22 protein-coding genes are annotated in these 22,906 nt (G+C 72.4%); 10 read left to right on the top strand and 12 right to left on the bottom strand.

The features are described 5' to 3' along the window. The first annotated feature begins 166 nt into the window (after positions 1-166). Both GA0070624_RS09535 and GA0070624_RS09530 read left to right on the top strand, forming a co-directional pair. The gene (locus tag GA0070624_RS09535) at positions 167-1,714 is read left to right on the top strand and encodes a gluconokinase (protein WP_091339114.1); all 1,548 of its coding nucleotides are present in this window, start codon (positions 167-169) and stop codon (positions 1,712-1,714) included. Between the two features lie 46 nt (positions 1,715-1,760). Next, positions 1,761-3,284 carry a GntP family permease gene (locus GA0070624_RS09530; protein WP_091339111.1) on the top strand — a complete coding sequence of 508 codons (1,524 nt, stop codon included), beginning with the start codon at positions 1,761-1,763 and terminating at the stop codon, positions 3,282-3,284. A 24-nt stretch (positions 3,285-3,308) separates the two neighbouring features. Here the strand turns inward: GA0070624_RS09530 and GA0070624_RS09525 are convergent, their stop codons facing one another. From GA0070624_RS09525 to GA0070624_RS09510, 4 genes are all read right to left on the bottom strand, one after another. Next, the gene (locus GA0070624_RS09525; RefSeq protein ID WP_091339108.1) at positions 3,309-4,067 is read right to left on the bottom strand and encodes a MerR family transcriptional regulator; all 759 of its coding nucleotides are present in this window, start codon (positions 4,065-4,067) and stop codon (positions 3,309-3,311) included. A 159-nt stretch (positions 4,068-4,226) separates the two neighbouring features. Beyond that, the gene (locus GA0070624_RS09520; protein WP_091339105.1) at positions 4,227-4,868 is read right to left on the bottom strand and encodes a hypothetical protein; all 642 of its coding nucleotides are present in this window, start codon (positions 4,866-4,868) and stop codon (positions 4,227-4,229) included. Positions 4,869-5,000: 132 nt separating this feature from the next. Then, on the bottom strand, positions 5,001-7,280 hold the full coding sequence (locus GA0070624_RS09515) for a putative bifunctional diguanylate cyclase/phosphodiesterase (RefSeq protein WP_176731642.1): 2,280 nt from the start codon (positions 7,278-7,280) through the stop codon (positions 5,001-5,003). Positions 7,281-7,488: 208 nt separating this feature from the next. Continuing rightward, on the bottom strand, positions 7,489-8,256 hold the full coding sequence (locus tag GA0070624_RS09510) for an IclR family transcriptional regulator (RefSeq protein WP_091339102.1): 768 nt from the start codon (positions 8,254-8,256) through the stop codon (positions 7,489-7,491). Positions 8,257-8,374: 118 nt separating this feature from the next. On the opposite strand from GA0070624_RS09510, the gene GA0070624_RS09505 reads away from it, so the two are divergent. The 3 genes from GA0070624_RS09505 to GA0070624_RS09495 are packed head-to-tail and all read left to right on the top strand — an operon-like array spanning position 8,375 to position 11,303. Beyond that, the gene (locus GA0070624_RS09505) at positions 8,375-9,373 is read left to right on the top strand and encodes an ABC transporter substrate-binding protein (RefSeq protein WP_176731641.1); all 999 of its coding nucleotides are present in this window, start codon (positions 8,375-8,377) and stop codon (positions 9,371-9,373) included. Continuing rightward, positions 9,370-10,011 (top strand): cysteine hydrolase family protein, encoded by a 642-nt coding sequence (locus tag GA0070624_RS09500; protein ID WP_176731640.1) that lies wholly within the window; start codon positions 9,370-9,372, stop codon positions 10,009-10,011. Before GA0070624_RS09505 ends, GA0070624_RS09500 begins: the two co-directional genes overlap by 4 nt. Before the next feature lie 26 nt (positions 10,012-10,037). Next, positions 10,038-11,303 carry a flavin-dependent oxidoreductase gene (locus GA0070624_RS09495; protein WP_091339094.1) on the top strand — a complete coding sequence of 422 codons (1,266 nt, stop codon included), beginning with the start codon at positions 10,038-10,040 and terminating at the stop codon, positions 11,301-11,303. Between the two features lie 17 nt (positions 11,304-11,320). Here the strand turns inward: GA0070624_RS09495 and GA0070624_RS09490 are convergent, their stop codons facing one another. Both GA0070624_RS09490 and GA0070624_RS35630 read right to left on the bottom strand, forming a co-directional pair. Then, a complete protein-coding gene (locus tag GA0070624_RS09490; RefSeq protein ID WP_091339091.1) occupies positions 11,321-12,733 on the bottom strand; it encodes an MFS transporter in 1,413 nt (470 codons plus the stop codon). Positions 12,734-12,823: 90 nt separating this feature from the next. Continuing rightward, positions 12,824-13,072 carry a hypothetical protein gene (locus GA0070624_RS35630; protein WP_245718719.1) on the bottom strand — a complete coding sequence of 83 codons (249 nt, stop codon included), beginning with the start codon at positions 13,070-13,072 and terminating at the stop codon, positions 12,824-12,826. Between the two features lie 129 nt (positions 13,073-13,201). Between GA0070624_RS35630 and GA0070624_RS09480 the strand changes: the two genes are divergently transcribed. Further along, positions 13,202-13,537 carry a YciI family protein gene (locus GA0070624_RS09480; RefSeq protein ID WP_091339088.1) on the top strand — a complete coding sequence of 112 codons (336 nt, stop codon included), beginning with the start codon at positions 13,202-13,204 and terminating at the stop codon, positions 13,535-13,537. Beyond that, positions 13,538-14,746, top strand: a complete 1,209-nt coding sequence (locus GA0070624_RS09475; RefSeq protein WP_091339085.1) for an RNA polymerase sigma factor — start codon at positions 13,538-13,540, stop codon at positions 14,744-14,746. A 56-nt stretch (positions 14,747-14,802) separates the two neighbouring features. Here the strand turns inward: GA0070624_RS09475 and GA0070624_RS09470 are convergent, their stop codons facing one another. From GA0070624_RS09470 to GA0070624_RS09450, 5 genes are all read right to left on the bottom strand, one after another. After that, a complete protein-coding gene (locus GA0070624_RS09470; protein ID WP_245719136.1) occupies positions 14,803-15,384 on the bottom strand; it encodes a CHRD domain-containing protein in 582 nt (193 codons plus the stop codon). Positions 15,385-15,667: 283 nt separating this feature from the next. Continuing rightward, positions 15,668-16,531, bottom strand: coding sequence for an SRPBCC family protein (locus GA0070624_RS09465; RefSeq protein WP_091339076.1), 864 nt, complete (start codon positions 16,529-16,531; stop codon positions 15,668-15,670). Then, the gene (locus GA0070624_RS09460; RefSeq protein WP_091339073.1) at positions 16,524-17,084 is read right to left on the bottom strand and encodes a winged helix-turn-helix domain-containing protein; all 561 of its coding nucleotides are present in this window, start codon (positions 17,082-17,084) and stop codon (positions 16,524-16,526) included. Before GA0070624_RS09460 ends, GA0070624_RS09465 begins: the two co-directional genes overlap by 8 nt. 82 nt (positions 17,085-17,166) lie before the next feature. Beyond that, on the bottom strand, positions 17,167-18,510 hold the full coding sequence (locus GA0070624_RS09455; RefSeq protein WP_091339070.1) for a class I SAM-dependent methyltransferase: 1,344 nt from the start codon (positions 18,508-18,510) through the stop codon (positions 17,167-17,169). Further along, on the bottom strand, positions 18,507-19,904 hold the full coding sequence (locus tag GA0070624_RS09450; protein WP_091339067.1) for an FAD-binding oxidoreductase: 1,398 nt from the start codon (positions 19,902-19,904) through the stop codon (positions 18,507-18,509). The genes GA0070624_RS09455 and GA0070624_RS09450 overlap by 4 nt, the downstream gene beginning before the upstream one ends. Positions 19,905-19,997: 93 nt before the next feature. Here GA0070624_RS09450 and GA0070624_RS09445 point away from each other — a divergent pair, with 93 nt between their 5' ends. Genes GA0070624_RS09445 through GA0070624_RS09435 form a run of 3 tightly spaced genes read left to right on the top strand, consistent with a single transcriptional unit; the run spans position 19,998 to position 21,573 of the window. Further along, on the top strand, positions 19,998-20,468 hold the full coding sequence (locus GA0070624_RS09445) for an aminoacyl-tRNA deacylase (protein ID WP_245718718.1): 471 nt from the start codon (positions 19,998-20,000) through the stop codon (positions 20,466-20,468). 37 nt (positions 20,469-20,505) lie between these two features. Continuing rightward, positions 20,506-20,790: a DUF427 domain-containing protein gene (locus GA0070624_RS09440; protein ID WP_091339060.1), complete on the top strand. Its 285-nt coding sequence runs from the start codon at positions 20,506-20,508 to the stop codon at positions 20,788-20,790. Between the two features lie 57 nt (positions 20,791-20,847). Beyond that, positions 20,848-21,573 (top strand): RICIN domain-containing protein, encoded by a 726-nt coding sequence (locus GA0070624_RS09435; protein ID WP_091339058.1) that lies wholly within the window; start codon positions 20,848-20,850, stop codon positions 21,571-21,573. Positions 21,574-21,581: 8 nt separating this feature from the next. Here the strand turns inward: GA0070624_RS09435 and GA0070624_RS09430 are convergent, their stop codons facing one another. Next, positions 21,582-22,892 carry an MFS transporter gene (locus GA0070624_RS09430; protein ID WP_091348473.1) on the bottom strand — a complete coding sequence of 437 codons (1,311 nt, stop codon included), beginning with the start codon at positions 22,890-22,892 and terminating at the stop codon, positions 21,582-21,584. Positions 22,893-22,906: the final 14 nt, after the last annotated feature.

Below are 22,906 nucleotides of genomic sequence, written 5' to 3'. Positions count from 1 at the left end.
ACAAGAAACGCGCAAGTTGCAGATCTGACCATTCGGTTGATTGGCCGACACGATAGGCGGAATCCGCCGATCGTCGCTACGCCGTGCGAGCGAGCCTCACTCTGGGTAACGTCAGCCAGAGCCGGGGTGCGCCGTCTCCCTCGGCCACCCGCGAGGAGGTGGGCCGGTGAGCGACACGACCACTACCGTCGTGGTCGGCGTGGACATCGGCACCACCAGCACCAAGACGGTCGCGTACGACACCGATGGGCGGCAACTCGCCGCCCACGCGGCCGGCTACCCGCTGGACGAGCCGCACCCGGGCTACGCCGAGCAGGATCCGCAGCGGATCCTCGCGGCCGTGTGCGAGTCCATCCGTGCGGTCGTCGCCGAGCTGCCCGGCCCGATCGCCGGGCTGTCGTTCAGCACCGCGATGCACAGCCTCATCGGCCTCGACGCCGACGGCACCCCGCTTACCCCCTCGCTCACCTGGGCCGACTCGCGCGCCAGCAACCAGGCCGAGCGGCTGCGCGCCGCCCCTTCCGGGCTGGCCCTGCACCGGCGTACCGGCACGCCGGTCCATCCGATGGCGCCATTGCCCAAGCTGGTCTGGTTCGCCGAGCAGCAGCCGAGGCTCTTCGAGCGGGTCGCGCACTGGGTGGGGATCAAGGACTACGTGCTGCTGCGGATGGCCGAGGCGCTGGTCACCGATCACTCGGTCGCCTCCGCCACCGGCCTGCTGAACATCCACCGGCTGGCCTGGGACGCCGAGGCGCTGGGCATCGCCGGCATCACCGAGGAGCAGCTGCCGCAGCTGGTCCCGACCACCACGGTGCTGCCTGGGCTGACCCCGGAGACGGCCCGGGCCGCCGGCCTGCCGGCCGACACCCCGATCGTGGTCGGCGCCGGCGACGGTCCGCTGGCCAACCTGGGCCTCGGCGCGGTGCATCCGGGCGTGGTCGCCTGCTCGATCGGCACCAGCGGCGCCATGCGGGTGATGGTGGAACGGCCGGGCGTCGACCCGCTCGGCGGCGTCTTCTGCTACGCGCTGACCGAGGACCGCTGGGCGGTCGGCGGCGCGATCAACAACGGCGGCATCGTGTTGCAGTGGGCCGGCGAGGCGCTCGCCCCGGAGCTGGGCGAGCACGCCGAGAGCGAGCTGCTCGACCTGGCGGCCCAGGCACCGGTCGGCTCCGGCGGGCTGATGATGCTGCCGTACCTGCTCAGCGAGCGCGCGCCGCACTGGAGCGCGCTGCCCCGCGGCGCGTACGTGGGGTTGACCCACGGCCACCGCCGCGAGCATCTGGTGCGGGCGGCGCTGGAGGGGGTCTGCCAGCAGCTCGCCCTGGTCCTGGCGTCGGTGCGGGCGGCCGGCAACGAGGTCCGCGAGGTGCGGGCCAGCGGCGGCTTCGCCCGCAGCCCGCTGTGGCGGCAGATTCTCGCCGACGCGCTCGGCATGCCGGTCCGCTTCCCCGCCGGGCACGAGGGGTCGAGCTTCGGCGCCGCGCTGCTCGGCATGCAGGCCCTCGGACTGATCGACTCGATCGAGGTCGCCGCCGACCTGGTCAAGATCGAGAAGACGATCCGCCCCGACCCGGCGGCCGCCGCCACCTACGCGGCGCTGCTGCCGCTCTTCTCGGAGCTGTACGACGCGCTCGTCCCGACGTTCGCGTCGCTGCGACGGCTGGCGCCGAGCCTGCCGCCGGAGCCACCACCCACCGCTCCACCGATGTGATCGCCCGTCGCGAAGTCACGGGCGTCTACCGAAGGTTGTGATAGCTGTGGTCACTCTGCTCGCCGCACCGGCGGCACCGCTCACCAACGCCGGTGACGCTCAACTGATCACCGCGGCCGTGCTGGGCATCGCCGCGGTGGTGCTCTTCATCGCCTGGGCCAAGGTGCACCCGTTCCTGTCCCTGATCCTCGGCGCGGCCGTGCTCGGCGTGGTCGCCGCCGTACCCGTCGACAAGATCGTCACCTCGTTCAGCTCCGGCGTCGGGTCCACCGTGGGCGGGGTCGGCCTGCTGATCGCGCTCGGCGCCATGATCGGTGGCCTGCTCGCCGAGTCCGGCGGCGCGGACAGCCTCGTCGAACGGGTGGTCGCCCGGGTCGGCGGCTCGGCCCTGCCCTGGGCGATGGCCGGGGTGGCCGCCCTGATCGGCCTGCCGCTCTTCTTCGAGGTCGGGGTGGTGCTGCTGGTGCCGATCGTGCTGCTGGTCTCCCGGCGGGTGGACGTACCGCTGATGAAGATCGGCATCCCGGCGCTGGCCGGCCTGTCCGTGCTGCACGGCCTGGTGCCGCCCCACCCCGGCCCGCTGGTCGCGATCGACGCCCTCGGCGCCAACCTCGGCCAGACCCTCGCGCTGGGACTGCTGGTCGCCATCCCGACGGTGATCGTCTCCGGCCCGATCTTCGGCAACTTCATCGCCCGCTACGTGCCCGCCGTCGCCCCGGAGGCGTTGCTGCCGACCCGGCGCCCGCTGCTGGTCGCCGGTGGGCGCGGACCGGCGGCCACCGGTCGCGGGCCCGCCGACGCTGACGGCGACCTCGTCGCCGAGGACGACCTGGTCAACCCCGGCACCGGCCGCCCCGGCGAGCCGATCGACGAGCGGGCCACGGCGGAGGTACGGGCGCGCCGCGCGCCCGCCCTGTGGGCCGCGGTGACCACCGTCCTGCTGCCGGTGGTGCTGATGCTGCTGCGCGCGATCGGCGAGCTGACCCTCGACAAGGGCACCGCGGGACGCAAGGCGCTGGACATCATCGGCACCCCGATCATCGCCCTGCTGGCCGGCGTCATCTTCGCGATGATCTTCCTCGGCTACCAGACCGGGTTCAGCCGTACCCAGGTCTCCGGCTTCCTCGGCGGCTCGCTGCCGCCGATCGCCGGCATCCTGCTGATCGTCGCCGCCGGCGGCGGCTTCAAGCAGGTCCTGGTCGACGCCGGCGTGGGAAACCTGGTCGCGGAGTACGCCAAGGACGCCAACCTCTCGCCGCTGCTGCTCGGCTTCCTGGTCGCCGTCGGCATCCGGGTGGCCACCGGCTCGGCCACCGTCGCCACCATCACCGCGGCGGGCATCGTCGCGCCGCTGGCAGCCACGCTCCCGGGACCGGAGGTGGCGCTGCTGGTGCTGGCGATCGGCTGCGGGTCGCTGTTCTTCTCGCACGTCAACGACGCCGGGTTCTGGCTGGTCAAGGAGTACTTCGGGCTGACCGTCGGGCAGACCATCAAGAGTTGGTCGGTGATGGAGACGGTCATCTCGGTCGTCGGCTTCGCCGGCGTCCTCATCCTCGACCTGTTCCTCTAAAGCCCCGCCTCCAAGCCCCGCGCGTCAGGCCCGGCTGATCGCGTTGGCGTGGATGGCCTCGCTCAGGTGCGCGGCCATCCCCGGCCGGATCTTCTCGTAGTGCGCGGTGAACCGCGGGTCGGCCAGGTACATGTCGGCCAGCCCGGTGTGGATCTCGTACGAGCAGTCGTAGAACCAGCGGCTGATGATCTGCCGGTGCTCCTCGGCCAGCGCCATCGCCTCCGGCGAGTCGGCCGGCGCGCCGGACTCCATCACCGCGACGAAGCGCCGCCCCCAGTCCTCGTTCTCCGCCTTGATCCGCAGCCAGTCGTCCTTCGAGTAGCTGGCGGCCCGCCGGCTCGACTCCCGGTACGCCTCGGTGCCACCCCAGCGCTGCTCCGCCTCCTCGGCGTGCGCGTCCGGGTCGAAGTCGCCGAAGACCTCGAACCGCTCCTCCGGCGTGAGCCTGATGTTCATCCTTCTCGCCTCCAGCGCGAGCTCGATCGCCGCGACCATCTCCTGGAGCTTGCCGATCCGCCCGGTGAGCAGGTCGTGCTGCCGGCGCAGGTGCGCCGCCGGGTCCGCGCCCGGGTCGTCGACGATCGCCGCGATCTCTTCCAACGGGAACCCCAGCTCCCGGTAGTAGCGAATGAGCTGCAACCGGTCCAGGTCGGCGTCGTCGTACCGCCGGTAGCCGGCCGCCGTGCGCCCGCTGGGCGACAGCAGCCCGATCTCGTCGTAGTGGTGCAGCGTCCGCACCGTCACCCGGGCGGCCTTCGCCACCTGTCCCACCGTGTACGCCATGGTTCCCTCCCTTCCGCGACCAAGGCTCCCGCCTACCGTTGCGTGAGGGTCAAGCCCGATTCTCCGGCCGGGTCGGGAAGGTGTCCGCAGAAAAGCGGCCGCCCCGGTCTCCTGAGGGGGTGCAGGAGACCGGGGCGGACGGGCCGGGGCCGGAGAAGGTCAGGCGGTGACGGGCTCCTTGACCTTCTTCTCCGGGGCGGCGAACGCCTCGCTGGCCGGGGTCCGCAAGGCGTGCACCAGGCCGGCGATCGACAGCAGCAGGAGCAGCGCCGCGCCGAGGTACATCGCCAGGGCGCCCTGCTCGGCCTTGCGGCCGAACTCGCTGAAGCCGTACGAGGTGAGCAGCATGCCGCGCAGCGTCTCGCCCTTGAAGACGGTCTCCCGCTGGGCGCTGACGTCGGCGAGCTGCTTCTGCAGGTCGGCCAGGTTCGCGGCCTTGGCCTGCTCGGCCTGGGCCACCTGCTCGCGCAGCGCGGCCTGCGGCTCGCCCAGGTCGGCGTAGGTCCTGCCGCCGCCGATCGACTTGAGGTGCAGGCCGATGAACTCGTTCGCGTAGCACTCGGCCTGTTTGCCGGTGGTCAGCGGCTTGCCGGCGTACTCCCGGAGGCAGTCCGACTTCTTCTCCTCGTCGGTCAGCTGGTCCGCCGGCTTGAAGCTGATGTGCTGGGCGCTGAGCTGGTCGTGCACGTAGTTGTTGGCGAAGTTGGCGTTCGTGGTGAGGACGATGCCCACGACGAGCAGCAGGACCGCGAGGCCCAGCCCGCCGATGCTGAACAGCAGGTCCAACGTCCGTCGCTTCATATCCGGCTCCTGAGGGGATGGTCGCGCTTCTCGGTGACGGTTCCATCGTCACCGTCGACGCCTTGCCACAGCAGGGCCGAACCCCCCGTCCTCGTCGGGACCTTCGACCCGATACGGCCGGGCCGGAAGGACTCAGCGCGCGACGTCGACCGGGGTCAGCGCGGCCAGCAGCTCGGGCAGGGCGGCCGGACGCCCGTACCGCCAGCCCTGACCGTGGACGCAGCCGATCGCGGTCACGGCCGCGTGCTGCGCCTCGGTCTCCACCCCCTCGGCCACCACGGCCAGGTCGAACGCGCCGGCGAGCCGGGTGACCATCTCCACCGTCGCGTACGCCCGGGGGGCCTCGGCGCCGAGCCGGGCCACGAAGGAGCGGTCGATCTTCAGCTCGGTGGCCGGGATCCGATGCAGGTAGCTCAGGGAGGAGTAGCCGGTGCCGAAGTCGTCGATGGCGATCCGGACGCCCAGCTCGCGCAGCTGGCGCAACCGGTCCAGCACCACGTCGCTCCCCTCGATCAACGCCGACTCGGTCAGCTCCAGGGTGAGCGCCCGGGGCGAGAGCCCGGCGTCGGCGGTGGCCGCGATGACCGTGGCGATCAGGTCCGGCCGGCGCAGGTGCGCGGCGGCGATGTTCACCGCGACGATGACCCCGGGCGCGTTCTGCCGCCAGGCCGCCGCGGCCCGGCACGCCTCCTGAAGCACCCAGCGGTCGATCGGCAGGATCAGCCCGGTCGCCTCGGCCAGCGGCAGGAACTTCGCCGGGTCGAGCATGCCGAGCCGGGGGTGCCGCCAGCGGACCAGCGCCTCGGCGCTGCGTACCGCGCCGGTGGCCAGGTCGACGATCGGTTGGAACTCCAGCTGCAGTTGCCCCTCGTCGACCGCGCGGCGCAGGTCGGCGATCAGCTCCGCGCGGGACACCGCCGACTCGCGCAGCGCGGGCGTGCACGTCCGGTACGCGGACTTGCCGGCCGCCTTGGCCGCGTACATCGCGATGTCGGCGTCCCGGAGCAGGTCGGTGTGGGAGGTGTGCTGCGGGCCGTACTCCGCGATGCCGATGCTGGCCGACGGGTGCACGCCGAGGTCCTCCTCGCCGGGCAGCGGCTGCAGGGCGGCGAGCAGCCGCTCGGCGAGAGGCTCGGGCGGCACTGGACGGTCGCCCTCGACGAGCACCGCGAACTCGTCGCCGCCGAGGCGGGCGATCATGCCGTCGGCGCCGACGGCGTCCCGCATCCGCTCGGCGATGGTGGTCAGCAGCCGGTCCCCGGTGGCGTGCCCGAAGCGGTCGTTGACCTGCTTGAACCCGTCCACGTCGAGCAGCAGCACGGCGACCCGGACGTCGTCGTACAGCGCCCGGCGCAGCCGCCGGTTGAAGGTCAGCCGGTTGGGCAGGCCGGTGAGCTGGTCGAAGTAGGCCAGCCGGCGCAGCCGGGCCACCAGCCGCAGGATCTCGTTGGCGGCCAGCCCCTGGCGCAGCGCCAGCATCCCGAGCAGGGTCATCATGGCGAGGAAGATCAGGTGCGGGGTCTGCCCGGTGGGCCGGCGGGAGAGCATCACCGCGACGATCGCCCCGCCGACCGGCAGGTAGGGCAGGGCAACCCGCCACCACGGCGGCTGCGGCGACTCGGCCGTCTCGTCCTCGCCGTCGCAGGCCGGCGGGGGTGGACACCTGGTGGCGGCGCCGATCAGCAGGAAGCTCAGCGCCCAGCAGACGTCGATCGGATGGCCCGGCACGTAGCTGTCGTGCGCGAAGAGCGAGACGTAGGTCGTGTCGGCCGCCGCCCGGATGGCCAGGCTCGCCCCGATCACCCTCAGCGGTCGCCACATCGGCCGGGACGGCCCGGCCACCACCACCAGGATGGTCAGCTGCATCAGGTCGAACATCGGGTAGAGCAGCCCGAAGGTGCGCAGCGGATCGGCGAGGGCGACGGCGGCGATGTCACGGAACACCACCACCCAGCCGATCGGGATCAGGGCCAGCCCGACGATCACCCCGTCGAGGAGGGTCCGGACCTGACCGACCAGGCTGCGCGGGGCGGCCAGCGAGCAGAGCAGCGCGGCCGTGCCGGTGACGATGCCCGCGGTGAAGACGACACCGAGCAGCGGCGTGTGCGGCAGCCGGTGGCCGTTCAGCTGTTCCACCGTCCACAGGATGCAGCCGAGCGCGGAGAGCGCCATGGTGACCGCCAGCAGCGACCAGAACCGGCGCAGCGGTGCCGGTTGCCGGCGGGCCACGCGGACGCAGGCGACCGTCGCCCAGGTCGCCACCGCCACCCCGCCCAGGTGGCTGACCAGGGCCGCGCCGGGCAGCCCGACCACCAGCCAGACAGCTTCCCCAAGTACGACGAACGCGGCCGCGACGAGACCGACGCGGCCGGACAGCGTGAGCCGGGCCGGTGCCACGGCGGCACGGCTCACGTGCTGGGGCAGCACAACTATTCGCTCCGGCTCTGTCTCAGACGTGCACCCTCGACCATGAGGACCGGTTGCGGACGGCGAACGGCGCAAGCGTAGTCATCGCCCGGTGCCGCCGCCAGAGCCGCACGGCCCCCGTCACCCTGCCCACTCAGGACGATGACGCACGGTCATCCTGCGGGGTGGCGGCCAGCAGGTAGAGCCGCCGGTCCTAGAGGTCGCGACCGATCGCGTCGGCGGACCGACGCAGGGGTTCGACGAAACTGTGCAGCCGGGACGCGCGCGGGGCGGGCACGCTGGTGGCCAGTGCGGCAACGGCGCGACCGGCATGGTCGCGGATGCACACCGCCACCGCGTGCACCCCGTGCTCCCGCTCACCCCGGTTGATCGCGTAACCGAGCCGGCGCACCTCGGCGAGCTCATCCCGAAGCAGATTGATGTCCGTCAGGGTTCGCTCGGTCATTCGGTCGAGCCCGTTCGGGTACAGCGCCTCGAGCTCGCTGGCCGAGAGCTCCGCGAGCAGCGCCTTTCCGCCGGCGGTCGCGTGCGCGGGTACCAGCAGACCCGTGCGCGCGGTGACCCGGAGCGTCCGGTCACTCTCCACGCCGTCGATGAAGTGGACCTCGGCACCCTCGAGCACCAGGAGGTTCACCGTCTCGCGCAGCTCGGCGGCGAGCTTCTCCATGTGCTGGCGGGCCTTGCGACGGACGTCCAGCTCGCCGACCGCCGCCAGACCGATCTCGACCATCACGCGTCCCACCCGGTACGAGCGGGACACCGTGTCCTGCGCGACGAACCCGTGGTGCGCCAACGTCATGAGCAGGCGGTGCGCGGTGGACCGCGCGACGCCCAGCTCGTCGCTGACGTCGGTCACCCGGACCGTCCCCCGGTGGCGCATGAGCAGGAGCAGTCGCAGCGCCTTGTCGACGGACTCGATGGCGTACGGAGGGAGCGGCTGGGTGTCCCCGCGGTCTGGCATACGGGGACGGTACGGGACACCGGTTGTTCTGGCCAGCGGAATTTTTCCGCGAGGGATTCCTTCTCACGCAACAGGAGTCCTACGGTGGCGGAACTCACCAGCCTCACAAGGAGGAGCGATGCCCCGTTCCCTTCGCCTGGCCGCGTCAGCGACGGCGGCCGCACTCTCTCTGTTCCTGGTTGCCTGCGGTTCGTCGGGCGGTGGATCCTCGTCCACCGGGACGCCGGGCAGCGACGGCAAGCTGACCACCGTCAAGATCGCCGAGACGGCGGGTGTGCCCGCCGCCTTCCTTGAGTACGGCGAGCAGAAGGGCCTGTTCAAGGCCCAGGGGCTGCACCTGGACATCGACACGGCCGCGGGCGGCGCCGCCGTCATCCCTGGCGTGGTGAGCGGCACCTACCAGTTCGGCGGCTCCAACGTCGCCAGCGTGCTGCTCGCCGCGAACAAGGGTCTGCCGATCTCGCTCATCGCGCCCGGCACCTTCGCCACGGAAAAGACCGACGCCGACTTCTCCGCGGTGCTCGTGGCGAAGAACAGCCCGATCACCTCCGCGAAGGACCTGGCGGGCAAGAAGATCGCGGTCAACACGCTGAAGAACATCGGCGACATCACCATCAAGGCGGCCCTGGCGGCCCGCGGTGTCGACACCTCGGGGATCAGCTTCGTCGAGATCGGCTTCCCGGACATGCTGCCGGCCCTGGAGGCCGGTCGGGTCGACGCCGCGTGGGAGATCGAGCCGTTCGTCTCCATCGGCCTCGGGCGGGGATTCCGGCCCGTGCTGTGGCCCTACGTCGAGTCCAAGCCGGGTCTGCAGATCGGCTCCTACGTGGCCAACAAGCGGTATGCGAAGGAGCAGCCGAAGGTCGTCGAAGCCTTCCAGAAGGGCGTCGCTGCGACCGCCGAGGCCATCGCCGCTGACCCGGCCGCGTTCCGGTCGGCCCTGCCCACCCTGCAGAAGGTGACCCCCGAGTCCGCCCAGAAGATGATCCTCCCGGTGTGGCGGGCCAAGTCCGACCTGGGCTCCCTGCGCTTCATCGCCGCGGAGATGCGCAAGTACGGCCTGGTCAACGGCGAGATCGATGTGGATTCGATGGTGGCACCCGGGTCGGCGGCGTGACTCCGCAGGCGTCTCCCCTGCCCGCGGCACGACGCTGCGCGCTGGTCATCGTCGACGTGCAGAACGACTACTGCCACCCCGACGGAGCGCTCGCCCGCGCGGGTGGCGACCTGAGCGACGTCGAGCCGGCCGTGGCCGCCATCGAGGCGCTGCTCGAGGCGGCCCGGGCGGCCGGCGTGCCGTGCCTGCACGTACGGACCGAGCACTCGGACTGGACCGACACGCCCGAATGGCTGGCCCGCGGCGACGCCGGCGCCCTGCTCGACGTACGGAATCACCCGATCGTCCGGCAGGGGTCGTGGGGCGCGCAGCCCTACCGGATCAGCGCAGCCGAGGACGAGCGGGTGGTGGTCAAGCACCGGTACTCCGGCTTCGCCTACACCTCGCTGGAACTGTCCCTGCGGGCCCGCAACCGGGACGTGGTACTGCTCGCCGGAGTGACCAGCGACCTGTGTGTGCGGGCGACCGGACTCGATGCCCTGGCCCGCGGCTTCCAACCGGTACTGGTCGCCGACGCCACCGCGGCCACCGGCCGGGCTCGCCACCGGTCGGCGGTCGAGGAGTTCCGGTCCTATCTGGGCGCCGTCGTCACCGTGGCCGACGTCCGGTCCGGGTGGGCTTCCGCCCCGCGCAACTGATCCAACCTGTGTCAGGAGAAGAAGGAATGAGCGATGTCCGCGGCCGCGACGAGCGCGTGCTGATCGTCGGTGCCGGAATCGGCGGCCTGGTGCTGGCCCTTGAGCTGCACGACGCCGGCATTCCCTGCCGGGTCTACGAGGCCGTGCCGGAGATCCGCCCGCTCGGCGTGGGCGTCAACATCCTGCCGCACGCCTCCCGGGTGCTCTGCCAGCTGGGTCTGGAGGACCCGCTCACCCGGGCTTCGGTGACCACCCGGGAGTCCGTCTTCTTCAACCGCTTCGGTCAGCTCATCTACCGCGAGCCCAGCGGCCGGTACGCCGGGTACGACCATCCGCAGTTCTCCATCCATCGTGGTGATCTGCAACGGGTGCTGCTGGACGCGGTCCGCGAGCGGTTGGGGGCGGACGCGGTCGTCCTCGATCACCGGTGCACCGGCGTGACGCAGGACGACCGGGTCGCGCAGGTGCGGTTCCGCAGCTCCAGCACGGGTGAGACGCTGCCGGCCGTCGCGGCGGACGTCGTGGTCGCCGGTGACGGCATCCACTCGGCAGTTCGCGCACAACTGCACCCGAACGAAGGCCCGCCGCGATACTCCGGCATCAACATGTGGCGCGGTACGACCGTGGGGCAGCCGATCCTGACCGGAGCGAGCATGGTCCGAGCGGGGTGGCTGGACCGCGGAAAGATGGTCATCTACCCGATCCGCGACAATGTCGACGGGCGGGGCAACCAGCTGATCAACTGGGTCGCGGAGATCGAGACGCCGCGGCACGTCGAGCGGGACTGGGGTCGTCCGGGCAGGCTGGAGGACTTCATCGGCGCCTTCGAGGACTGGCACTTCGACTGGCTCGACGTTCCGGCGATGCTCCGCGGCGCGGAGCAGGTGCTGGAGTACCCGATGGTCGATCAGGATCCGCTGGACCGGTGGACCTTCGGCCGGGTGACGCTGCTCGGTGACGCCGCGCACCCGATGGTGCCGCGCGGCTCCAACGGCGCCGGGCAGGCCATCCTCGACGCGCGTGCGCTGCGTCATTCCCTGTCGACCATCGACGACCCGCAGGCCGCGCTCCAAGCGTACGAGAAACGGCGTCTGCCGGTCACCACGCAGGTGGTACGCACCAATCGCAGTACCCCACCCGACGTGATCATCCGCGAGGTCTGGGAGCGCACCGGGGACCAGCCGTTCGAGCGCATCGAGGACGTGATCAGCCGGGCCGAACTGGAAGCGATCTCGCGGCGTTACAAGGAGATCGCCGGCTTCGCGCCGGAGGCCCTGCGCACCGGCGACTGAACCGGCGGCAAGCGGTTTCAGTGCTCGGCGGCCGAGGCGGGGACCGTCGGAGACCGCAGGTCGGTGTCGGCGCCCCGGCGGCGGACCAGCACGGCGATGGCCACCGCGGCGGCCAGCGCCAGCGCGGCCATCGACCAGAGCACGGTACGCAGACCGCCGGTGAAGCCCGGGTCGGCGAGCCGGCCGGCGGTGGTGCTGGCCAGCACCGCACCGGCCACCGCGATGGCGACGGTCTCGCTGGTCAGCCGCGCCGTGTTGATCATCCCGGCGCCGGTCGCCGCCCGGGCCGGCGCGACGCTGCCGATCGCGATCGCGTCGAGCAGCCCGATGGAGAGTCCCACCCCGACGCCGATGGTCAGCAGCGGCCCGGCCAGCGTCGCGGTGTCCGCGTCCGGCCTGAGCACGGTGGCCCAGGCCGCGCCGACGGCGACCACGACCACCGAGACCACGGTGACCGCGGTGGCCGGGACCAGCCGGGTCAGCGCGCCGCTCAGCAGTGGCAGCACCAGGGTGGGGGCGGTGAGCAGGATCAGTGTCGCCCCGGCCGCGCCCGGACTCAGCCCGACCACCGTGGTCAGGTACGCCGGCAGGTAGACCAGCAGCGGCACCAGCACCGCGACGATGGTGGCCGCCGCCAGGCAGATGCCGAGGAACCGGGGGCTCGCCAGCAGGGCCAGGTCGAACATCGGTTCGGCGCGGCGGCGTTCCACCCGGACGAAGACCACCAGCAGCGCCAGCGCGGCGGCGAACGCGGCGAGGATGACCGGCGCCGCCCAGCCGTACTCGGGGCCCTGGACGAAGCCGAAGATGAGCAGCAGCAGCGCGGCGGTGAACGAGACCGTGCCGGCCCAGTCGACCCGCCCCGGGTGCGGCTGGCGGGACTCGGGCAGCAGCGGGACAAGGACGAGCACCAGGCACGCGGCCAGGGCCGGGACGGCGAAGACCGCCCGCCAGCCGAAACCCTCGATGAGCAGCCCGGCGATCGACGGACCGAAGGCGAGGCCGACGCCGATCGTCGTACCGAAGACGCCGAAGGCGCGGGCCCGGGCGCGGCCCTGGAACGCCCCGGCGAGCAGGGCGGAGGCGCTGGTCGCGGCGGCGGCCGCGCCGACACCCGCGAGGGCCCGGGCGACGTCGAGGAGCACGATGCTGTCGGCGATCGCGGCGAGCAGCCCGCCGGCGGCGAAGACCACGACGCCGACGGCGTAGACCCGGCGGCGGCCGAACAGGTCGGCAAGCGCTCCGGTGGCCAGCATGAAGCTGGCGAAGGTGGCGTTGTAGCCGTTCACCACCCACTGCACGCCGGCCAGCCCGGCGTGGAGGTCCCGGCCGATGTCGGGCAGCGCGACGGACGCGCCGGTCAGCGAGACCGGCAGCGACAGGGTGGACAGCAGTACGGCCACCAGCACGACGGCCGGGTGATTGCGCACGATTCTCCCCGTTCGGACGGCGGCCCCAGCCTAGTTGGCGCGAACAGGGATGGAGCCCGATCGGGGTCGAAGATCACAGGGCCGGCCGGGTCAGCGGTCGGCGGAGCGGTTCCAGGGGGAGCGGGGCGACCGGGCACCGGCGGACGGTCGGCTGCGGCGGCGGTGCCGGCGGCCGGGCGTGCACGGCGGCCGGGAGACGGTGTGCACCGGGGCCGGGGTGACCGGCCGCCGACCGATCAGCCAGTAGAGGAAGGGGGCCTGGTCGCGGCAGTTGCGACATACCTGGGTGACGACGCCGGACCGGTCGACCTTGGTACGCAGCCCGAAGATGAAGAACATCGCCCGGCAGTACCCAACCACGCTACGGATATCACTCCGAATTTCGCCGAGAAAATTTGGTATGCAGGTGTCCGGAACCGCCGACCCCGTTCGTCACCCAGGTGGAATCACGACACCGAGGAGCGAAGCATGAAGTACATGATGTTCGTCTGCACCGACACCGAGCCGGACACCGACCCGACCGCGGCGCCCGACATCGACGACTGGGTTTCGGAGCGGGACGCCCGGGGTCAGCGGCTGACCGGCGACGCGCTGGCACCGCCCTCGGCGGCCACGACGGTCCGCGTTCGCGGCGGCGAGCTGCTCGTCTCCGACGGCCCGTTCGCCGAGACCAAGGAGGTGATCGTGGGCTTCGACCTGCTCGAATGTGCCGACCTGGACGAGGCGATCGAGGTCGCGCGGAGCCACCCCATGGCCTACCGGGGTCGGATCGAGCTGCGCCCCTTCGCCAATCCGGATGCCTGAGTGACCAAGGCGGCCGACGCGGTGGCCGTCGCGGGCCGGGAGTCGTACGCCCGGATCGTGGCCGCGCTGATCCGCGTCACCGGGGACTGGACGCTCGCCGAGGACTGCGCCCAGGAGGCGTTGACCCTGGCCGTGGAGCGCTGGCCCCGCGACGGCGTACCCGCGAATCCGGGCGGCTGGCTGATGACGACCGCCCGGAACCGGGCCGTGGACGTGCTGCGCCGAGCCACCGTGGAACGCCGCAAGCTGCGGGACCTGGCGCTGCTCACTGAGCCGGAGCCGGCACCGGCCGGGACGGAGGGGGACGTGGTGGACGACCGGCTCCGGCTCATCTTCACCTGCTGCCACCCGGCGCTGGCCCTTGAGGCACGGGTCGCGTTGACCCTGCGCACGGTGGCCGGGGTGCCGACCGCCGACATCGCCCGCGCCTTCCTGGTCACCGAATCCACCATGACCCGGCGGCTCACCCGGGCCAAGACAAAGATCGCCACGGCCGGCATCCCGTACCGGGTGCCGACCGGATCCGCGCTGGTCGAGCGGCTGCCGGGCGTCCTGGCCGTGCTCTACCTGCTCTTCACCCGCGGGTACGACGCCGACGGCGAGCCCGCCTTCGCCGACGAGGCGATCCGGCTGACCCGGCTGCTCGATCAGCTGATGCCCGAGCAGCCCGAGGTGGCCGGGCTGCTCGCGCTGTTCCTCCTGCACGACTCCCGCCGGGCCGCCCGCCGCGACGCCGACGGCAATCTGCTCACCCTTGATGAGCAGGATCGCTCCCGCTGGGACCAGGCCGCCGTCGCCGAGGGGCTGTCGCTGCTCGACCGGGCCGGCCACGGCCCGTACGCCCTCCAGGGCCGGATCGCCGCCTGCCACGCCACCGCGCGGACCGCCGCTGACACCGACTGGCCGGCCATCGCCGGCTGGTACGACCAGCTGGCGCTGATCCGCCCCACCCCGGTGGTCCGGCTCAACCGCGCGGTGGCCCACGGGTTCGCGTACGGCCCGGCGACCGGCCTGGCCCTGGTCGCCGAGGCCCGCGCCGGCGGGGGGCTCGACGGCTACCCGCCGGCGCTGGCCGCGGAGGCCGAGCTGACCGCCCGCCAGGGCGACCCGGTCCGCGCCGCCGCGCTGTTCCGGGCCGCCGCCGACGTGGTGGGCTCTGCGGCGGAGCGATGCGCACTGCTCCGGCGCGCCGCGGGCCTGGCCGGTTGACGACCCCGCTGTCGGCTACCCCCAGCTCGCGGTCGCGGCCGATGACGGCGCCCCGGTCAGTCGTCGTCGTCGCTGTTGATCTGGCCCCTGATCTCGCCCCCCGTGCGCACCGCGGTGTGCACGTTGGCGTACGTGACGCCGGCCTCGATCGCGTCGACGAGCTCGTCGAACTCTCCGGCATCAATGCCCTGGTTAGGGGCGGTGACGACGTCAGCGGGGGTGATGGTCCCCGTGATCGTGGCTGGAGCGGGTGGGCAGGTCTGAGTGCCAGCCGGCCCGTTGCCGAGGTTCGTGCAGAGGAAGGCGACGATACCGCCGCTCTGGTGTCTCCCCCCGAAGTGGATGTGCGCCTGCTGGACAGCTGACTCGAGGTTCTCGTAGCTCAGTCGATACGAAATCTCCTGACGCTTTTCGTCGATGTGCGCCACGAACCGGCCCGTGCCCGGCGTCGAGATCGTCAGCGGATCCTCCTCGTAGCCGCTGAGCTCCGCAAATACGGTCTTCCCCTGCCGCGCGTCGTGAGAGTCGTGCGAGTCATGGCCTCCGTCGTCACCCATGGCCGCGGTGCCCACGGCGGCGCCGGCCACCGCCGCGCTGACCGCCACCGCTGCCGCCCACAGTCGAGAACGTCTCATCATCACTGCTACTCCTTCCTAGGTAAGGCCTGGGCCCACGCTCGGCGACGGCGATTGGCCATCCATTGGGGACACAGGCAGGAAGGCGCCGTTCAGCGAAGAACGAGAGTCGTGATGGCACTCGGGCTGAAACAGGCGCCCCTATGGCGAAATTGTCCCAGATTCGCCCGATGTCGTAGTCTTCTTCGCCGATCCGACCGCGAGAGATCTTCGGAACCCGTTGAGCGACTTCGACCAGCAACGGACCCCCTGTACCCGATTGGGTGACAGGGGGCCCTTACTGAGGTCAGCTGGTGGAGCCGGCGGTTGCCGGCATCTCCACCGAGAGCCAGATCGGCTGCCAGTTCTCGACCTCGTGGTAGCGGCGCAGCTCGGCCAGCCCGGCCACCGACCCGCTCCACGCCGCGTACGGCGGGCGGCCCTCGTCGAAGCCGCTCTGCACGAAGGTCAGCTTGGTCTTCCCGTCGGACTCGGCCAGCTCCCAGGTGATGATCCCGGTCGGCCCCCAGTCGACGGACACCTTGCGACCCGGCTCCAGGTCGATCACCTTGGCCGCGTACCCGGACTCGAAGCCGCCCATGGCGTACCGGCCGCCGACCCAGGGCTCGATGCCGATCGGGTGACCGAACCAGGCGCTGGCCTGGTCGGAGTCGGTCAGCGACGCCCAGACCCGATCCATCGGGGCGGCGATCAGCAGCTCGCCGCGCAGGTCGGACGAGGTGAAGTCGGTACGGGGCAGCAGCGGGCGGCTCTCCAGGTGGGCGGCGAGGTTGGCGATCGCCAGCCCCCAGAAGGTCTGCAGCACGCCGCGGATGCTGCTGCCGCTCATCGCCTCGGCGAAGTCGAAATGGCTCTGCCGCAGCGTGATGACGGTGGTCCCGCCCTCGGGCGTCAGCTCGACCTCGGTGGTGGTCTCCACGCCGTCGAGCAGCCAGGCGAAGCGCAGTATGTGCTCGTCGACGTGGAGCAGCCGCTGGTGCGGCGCGTCGCCCTCCGGGGTGAAGCGGCCCCAGAACGCGTACCGGTGCGGCAGCTCGACCTCGGCGTGCTCGGCCAGCCAGACGCGCAGCTCGGCCGGGTCGGTCAGGGCGCGGCGCACGGTCTCGGCCGGGGCGGCGAGCCGGGCGCGCAGGGTCAGCAGGTCACTCATGGTTCTCGCCTTTCGGGTAGCAGGCCACGGCGAGCTTGAAGGCGTCACCCTCGGCGCCGCCGTAGCGGGTGAACAGGTCCCGCAGGGTCGACTGCAGGTCGTGCAGGAACTCCTGGCGCCGCTCGGCCGGCACCCGGATCTCGCCGGAGACGCCGATCGACGGCAGCTCGGGCGCGTTGCGGTCGAGCGCCGCGACGTCCGCCTGGACCTCCTCCATCAGGTCCAGCAGGTGGCCGAGGCTCAGCTCGTCCCGCGCCCGGCGCAGGCCGCCGATCCGCCCGACGAGCCGGGGTGAGAGCCAGTACGACCGGGCGGCGGCCTGGTAGATGCCCTCGGAGATGCCGCGCACCCGGCGCTCGGACACCTGCTCGGCCAGGCCGGCGGCGACGAGCTGCTTGACGTGGTAGTAGACGCGCTGCGGCGTCTGCCCCAACCGGCCGGCGACCTCGGTGCAGGTGCGCGGCTCGGCCAGTTGCCGCAGCACCTCGATGCGCTGCGGCTTGAGCAGGACCTCGGCCTGCTCGCGCTCTTCCAGGTACAGGACGTCTCTCATGGCAAAATCAGTTTGTACGTACAAAACTTCTTTGTCAATGGGTTCGACGAAAGGCCGCGCCTCCGCGCGGCCTTTCGATCGGTCAGGGGGTCCAGTCCGGGCGCAGCGGGTAGCCGTTCACGCCGTCCGGGCCATCGTGGGTGGCCAGCACCTGGTGCAGCTCGATGTCGTTGCGCTCGAAGGCGAGCCGGGAGCCGGCCATGTAGAGGCCCCACACCCGGGCGGTGCCCGGACCCACCTCCGAGACGCAGAAGTCCCAGTGCTCGGCCAGGTTGCGGCACCAGCCGGCCAGGGTCAGCGCGTAGTGCTGGCGAAGGTTCTCCTCGTGGTGCACCTCGAGGCCGGCGTCGTGGATCTCGCTGATCAGCCGTCCCGGCCCGGCCAGCTCGCCGTCGGGGAAGACGTACCGGTCGATGAAGGCGCCGGAGCGGTGCGGGGCCCGGTTGTCCGCCCGGGTGATGCAGTGGTTGAGCAGCCGGCCGCCCGGGCGCAGCCGGTCCCGGAGTGCACCGAAGTAGGCCGGGTAGTTGCGCACCCCGATGTGCTCGGTCAGCCCGATCGAGGAGATCGCGTCGAACTGCTCCCGGGGGGCGTCCCGGTAGTCCAGGTGCCGCACCTCGGCGAGCTCGCCCAGCCCCTCCCGCTCGATCGCCGCCTGCGCCCACTGCGCCTGCGCCTTGGACAGGGTCACCCCGAGCGCCTTCACGCCGTACTCCCGGGCCGCGTGCCGGACCATGCCGCCCCAGCCGCAGCCGACGTCGAGCAGCTTCATCCCCGGCTTGAGCGCCAGCTTGCCGGCGACCAGGTCGTACTTGGCCGCCTGGGCCTGCTCCAGCGTGTCGCCCGAGCTGTGGAAGACCGCGCAGGTGTACGTCATGGACGGACCGAGCACCTTCTCGTAGAAGGCGTTCGAGACGTCGTAGTGGTGGGAGATCGCGTTGCTGTCCCGGGTGCGGGAGTGCCGCAGCCCGTTCACCACCCGCTTCCAGCGCGGCGCGGCCTCCTGCGGCGGGGGCGGCGGCGGCAGCAGCCGCTGCCAGCCGAGGCCGCGGACCAGGGCCAACGCCTCGGGCACCGACGGCAGCCGCAGCTGCAGCTCGTCCCTGAGCACCCGGAACGCCTCGTACGGGTCGCCCGGGTGCACCCCGCTCAGCGCGAGGTCACCGCTGACGTACGCGCGGGCCATGCCCAGGTCGCCCGGGGCGGTGAGCAGGTAGGACAGACCCCGCTCGGTTCGGATCGACAGGGTGATGCCGGCGTCGGCCGGGCCGACTGCGCTGCCGTCGTACCCGGTGATGCGGATCGGCAGGTCGCCGGCGGTGACCGCGCGGACCACGTCCGCCACGGTCTTGCCCGTGCGCCGGCCTCCCGCCGGCGGGCTGGACGGGGCGTTCGCCGCCCCCTGTTCACGGTCGGTCAGGCTCATTGTCGTGCTACCGCCTTCTCGTACAGTCCGGTGAGCCGGTGGTCCGGGTCGTAGCGGTCCTTCACGGCGCGCCAGGTCTCCCCGCCGTAGAGCCGGTCGAACGCCTCCCGGTCGTAGTACGCGTCGGAGTAGAGCGACTTGTGCCCGCCCGCCTCCGACACCGCGCGCTCGACCGCCCGGTTGACGTCGCCGTCGGCGGCGCCGTCGGCGATCGGCACGCTTCCCCAGAAGCCAATGTTCACATAACTTTCGCCCGGTTTGAGGGGATAAAGCGGCCAGGACCGGGCGGACCCCGGGCCGGCCGGCTCGCGCAGCCTCAGCGGGCAGAGCCAGACCGGCGTCATCCCCACGTGGCGGGCGAACCAGCGCAGGAACTCGGCGGTGCCGTCGAGCGGGATCTCCACGTCCTGCACCACCCGCTCCCGGGGCGGCTGGCCGCGCCAGCGGTCGATCCGGGCGGCCACCTGGTGCCGGTGCTCCAGCCGGACCAGCCGGTGGTAGACGTCGCTGCGCCGGTACCGCGCCGGCCAGAGCCGGCGGATGACGGGGTGCTGCACCCCGAACGCCGCGGAGCACCAGAACCAGTCGGTGTCCCAGCGCCACAGATAGTCGTACGCGGTGAGGGCGTCCCGGGTGCACTGGCGCAGGGATCGGTAGTAGATCTCCTGCCCGGTGTAGTCGCTGGGTCGCTCCGCGTCGTCGGTGAACGTGCCGAGCACCAGGTACGCCTCGCCGGGGCTGAACATCACCCCGTCCATCGCGTCGACGGGGTCGCCCGCCCAGGAACCCTTGGTGATCACCTCGCCGATCGCGTCGGTCAACTCCTCCAGCCGGGTGAACCGGATGTTGCGCAGCGCCACGTACCGGCGGACCGGCTGGAGTTCGATCCGTAGCCGGGTGGCGTAGCCGAGGCTGCCCAGCGAGTTGGGGAAGGCGCGGAAGAGGTCGGCGTGCTCGCCCTGCGGGCGGGCGGTCACGATCTCGCCGGCGCCGGTGAGCAGGTCCATCTCAAGCACCGACTCGTGCGGCAGGCCGTTGCGGAAGGAGGTGGACTCGATGCCCAGCCCGGTCACCGCGCCGCCCAGAGTGATGGTGCGCAACTGCGGCACCACCAGCGGCATCAGCCCGTGCGGCAGGGTGGCGTCGACCAGGTCCTCGTAGCTGCACATGCCCTGCACGTCGGCGGTCCGGGCAGCCGGGTCGACGGAGAGCACTCCGTCGAGGCCGCTCACGTCCAGCCCCGGGGTGCGGGGCGCCGACCTCGGGCGGAACAGGTTGGAGGTGCGTTTGGCCAGCCGTACGGGCTCGCCGGCGGGCACCGCGGCGTACGACCGCCGCAGCGTGTCCACCGCTTGATCATGGTCAACCGGATGATCCACACGCTCCGCGCGCATGTGATCACCTTACGCCTCGCCCATGACATTCGTGGGATGTCCACGGTGGCCATTTCGCGTCCGGCGGCAGCACTGCGGGTTACCGTGGCGGTCATGTCGTCCCCCGCCCTCGCCGCCCTCGACGCCGCCGGACTGCCGTACCGGGTGATCCGGCACGGCCCGGTCCGCAGCCTCCCCGAGGCGGCCGCCGCCCGCGGCGTGGCGGTCCCCGACGTGGTCAAGACGATCGTCGTACGCCGGGGCGAGGACGACCACCTCTTCGTGCTCACCCCCGGCGACCGGGTCATCGCCTGGCCCAAGCTGCGCGCCCTGCTCGGGGTGAGCCGGCTGTCCATGCCGGACGCCGCGGCCGCCAAGGCCGCCACCGGCTACGAGCGCGGCACCATCACCCCGTTCGGTTCGACCACCGCCTGGCCGGTAATCGCCGACGAGCGGCTGCGCGGCCGGGAGATCACCCTCGGCGCTGGCGAGCGCGGCGTGGCCGTCGCGGTGGACGCGGACGCCGCCGTCGCGGCCCTGGGGGCCACGGTCGCCGACGTGACCGAGCCCGAGCCCGCCCCCTGAAGTGGTCGGCGCCGGCCGGGCGGCATAGCGTGGGGGAATGCCGAAAGCCGTCTGGAACGACCTGATCGTCGCGGAGAGCGACGACACCGTGGTGGTCGAGGGTAACCACTACTTCCCCCGCTCGGCGCTGCGCGACGACCTGATCCGCGACTCCGACACGCACACGGTCTGCCCGTGGAAGGGCACCGCGTCGTACTACACGTTGGAGCACGACGGGAAGACCAGCGCCGATGCCGTCTGGTACTACCCGGAGCCCAAGCCGGAGGCGGAGATGGTGCGCGACCGGGTGGCCTTCTGGAAGGACGTCCGGGTCGTCGACTGAGTCACCCGGGGCCGGGGCGGCTGGCCATCGACTCCGCTGGTGAGCCAGGATGCCCCCATGTCCGACCCCGAGCTGCGCACCGATCCGCCCGGCACCGTCTACGGCGCCCGCCGGGCGGTCCGCCCCACCCTGCCGCGGGACCCGCTGATGCGGATCGCGCTGGCCACCGCGCTGGTCGGCGTACTGCTGGGAGTCTTTTTCGCCACCGGTGTGCTGGGCGGCGAGGACGAGCCGGTGGTGCCCGCGGCGGTCGGGCCGACCACGGCGGCCAGCGGGCCGGCCCCGGCCGCGCCGACCACCGAGCCCGCACCCACCACCCCGGCCGAGCCGTCGCCGACGGCCGCGGCCACCACCCCGCCGGCACCGACCGGCGGACCGAAGGTCTTCCGGGCGGCCGCCTCCGGGCTCTGCGTCGGGGTGACCGACGACGATCCCGAGGGCGCGGACGCCGCGCTGGCCGACTGCACCGGCGGACCGGAGCAGCAGTGGATGGCGACCCCGGTCGCCACCGACGTGTTCACCCTGATCAACGCGGCCAGCGGCAAGTGCCTGGACGTGGACGGGCAGCGCACCGACGACGGCGTGGACGTGCAGCAGTGGTCCTGCAACGGGCAGCCCAACCAGCAGTGGCGGCTCACCCCGACCGGCGCCGGCCCGGTGCTGCTGGTCGCCGTGCACAGCGGCAAGTGCGCGCAGGTCGACGACGCCGGCACCGAGGCCGGTGACCAGCTCGAACAGGCCCCCTGCTCGGGCGCGCCCGAGCAGCAGTGGACGGTCGGCTGAGCGTCGCCTCAGCCCCGGTAGCTCCACGCCCGCCGACCGGCGGCCACAGGAAGCGCGACCGGCTCGACCGGCACGGTGAGCGGCCGGCGCCGGCGCAGCAGCAGGGAGAGCCCGGCCGCACCGATCGAGAGCGCGCCGGCCACGTACCAGGCCAGGGCGTAGTCGCCGAGCTGGTCCCGGACCAGCCCGGCCCCGGTGGCGGCGACCGCCGCGCCGACCTGGTGGGCGGCGAAGACCCAGCCGAAGACCACCGCTCCGGACGCGCCGAAGTACTCCCGGCACAGCGCCACGGTCGGCGGCACGGTGGCCACCCAGTCCAGGCCGTAGAAGACGACGAAGACCAGCATGCTCGGCTCGGCGGTGCCGGCGAAGAGGCCGGGCAGCACCAGCAGCGACGCCCCGCGCAGCGCGTAGTAGGCGCCGAGCAGGAGCCGGCTGTCCACCCGGTCGGTGAGCCAGCCGGAGGCCACCGTGCCGACGATGTCGAAGATCCCGACCAGGGCGAGCAGCCCGGCCGCGGTGGTCTCCGGCAGGCCGTGGTCGTGGGCGGCCGGCACGAAGTGGGTGCCGACCAGGCCGTTGGTGGTCGCGCCGCAGATCGCGAAGCCGCCGGCGAGCAGCCAGAACGGCCGGGTCCGCGCGGCCTGGGCCAGCGCGCCGACCGCCCGGGCCGCCGCCCCACCGGTCGGCGGCGCCGGGGCCACCACCTCGGTCGCGCCGTAGGCGGGCAGGCCGAGATCCGCCGGGTGCTCGCGCAGCAGCCACGCCGCCAGAGGTACGACCGCCAGCGCCGCCCCGGCGACGACGAGCGCGGCCACCCGCCAGCCGTGGTCGCGGACCAGGACAGCCAGCAACGGCAGGAAGACCAGTTGGCCGGCCGCCCCGCCGGCGGTCAGCACGCCGGTCACCAGGCCCCGGCGGCGGACGAACCAGCGCCCGGTCACCGTGGCCACGAAGGCCAGCGCCATCGAGCCGGTGCCCAGCCCGACGAGGACGCCCCAGCAGAGGATCAGCTGCCAGCTCGCGGTCATGAACACGGTCAGGCCGCTGCCCGCCGCCACCAGCGCCAGCGCCCCGGCGACCACGCGCCGGATGCCGAACCGGTCCATCAGCGCGGCGGCGAAGGGCGCGGTCAGCCCGTAGAGCATGAGGTTGACCGAGACGGCGGCGGAGATGGTGGCCAGTGGCCAGCGGAACTCGGCGTGCAGCGGGTGCAGCAGCACTCCCGGCGTGGCGCGGAAGCCGGCCGCGCCGACCAGCGCCACGAAGGAGACCGCGGCCACGGTCCAGGCCGGATGGAGACGGCGGTATCGGGTCACGGTCCGAGTCTCGG

Source organism: Micromonospora rhizosphaerae (assembly GCF_900091465.1).
GTDB lineage: Bacteria > Actinomycetota > Actinomycetes > Mycobacteriales > Micromonosporaceae > Micromonospora > Micromonospora rhizosphaerae.
This window is presented reverse-complemented; position numbering and strand designations above follow the sequence as displayed.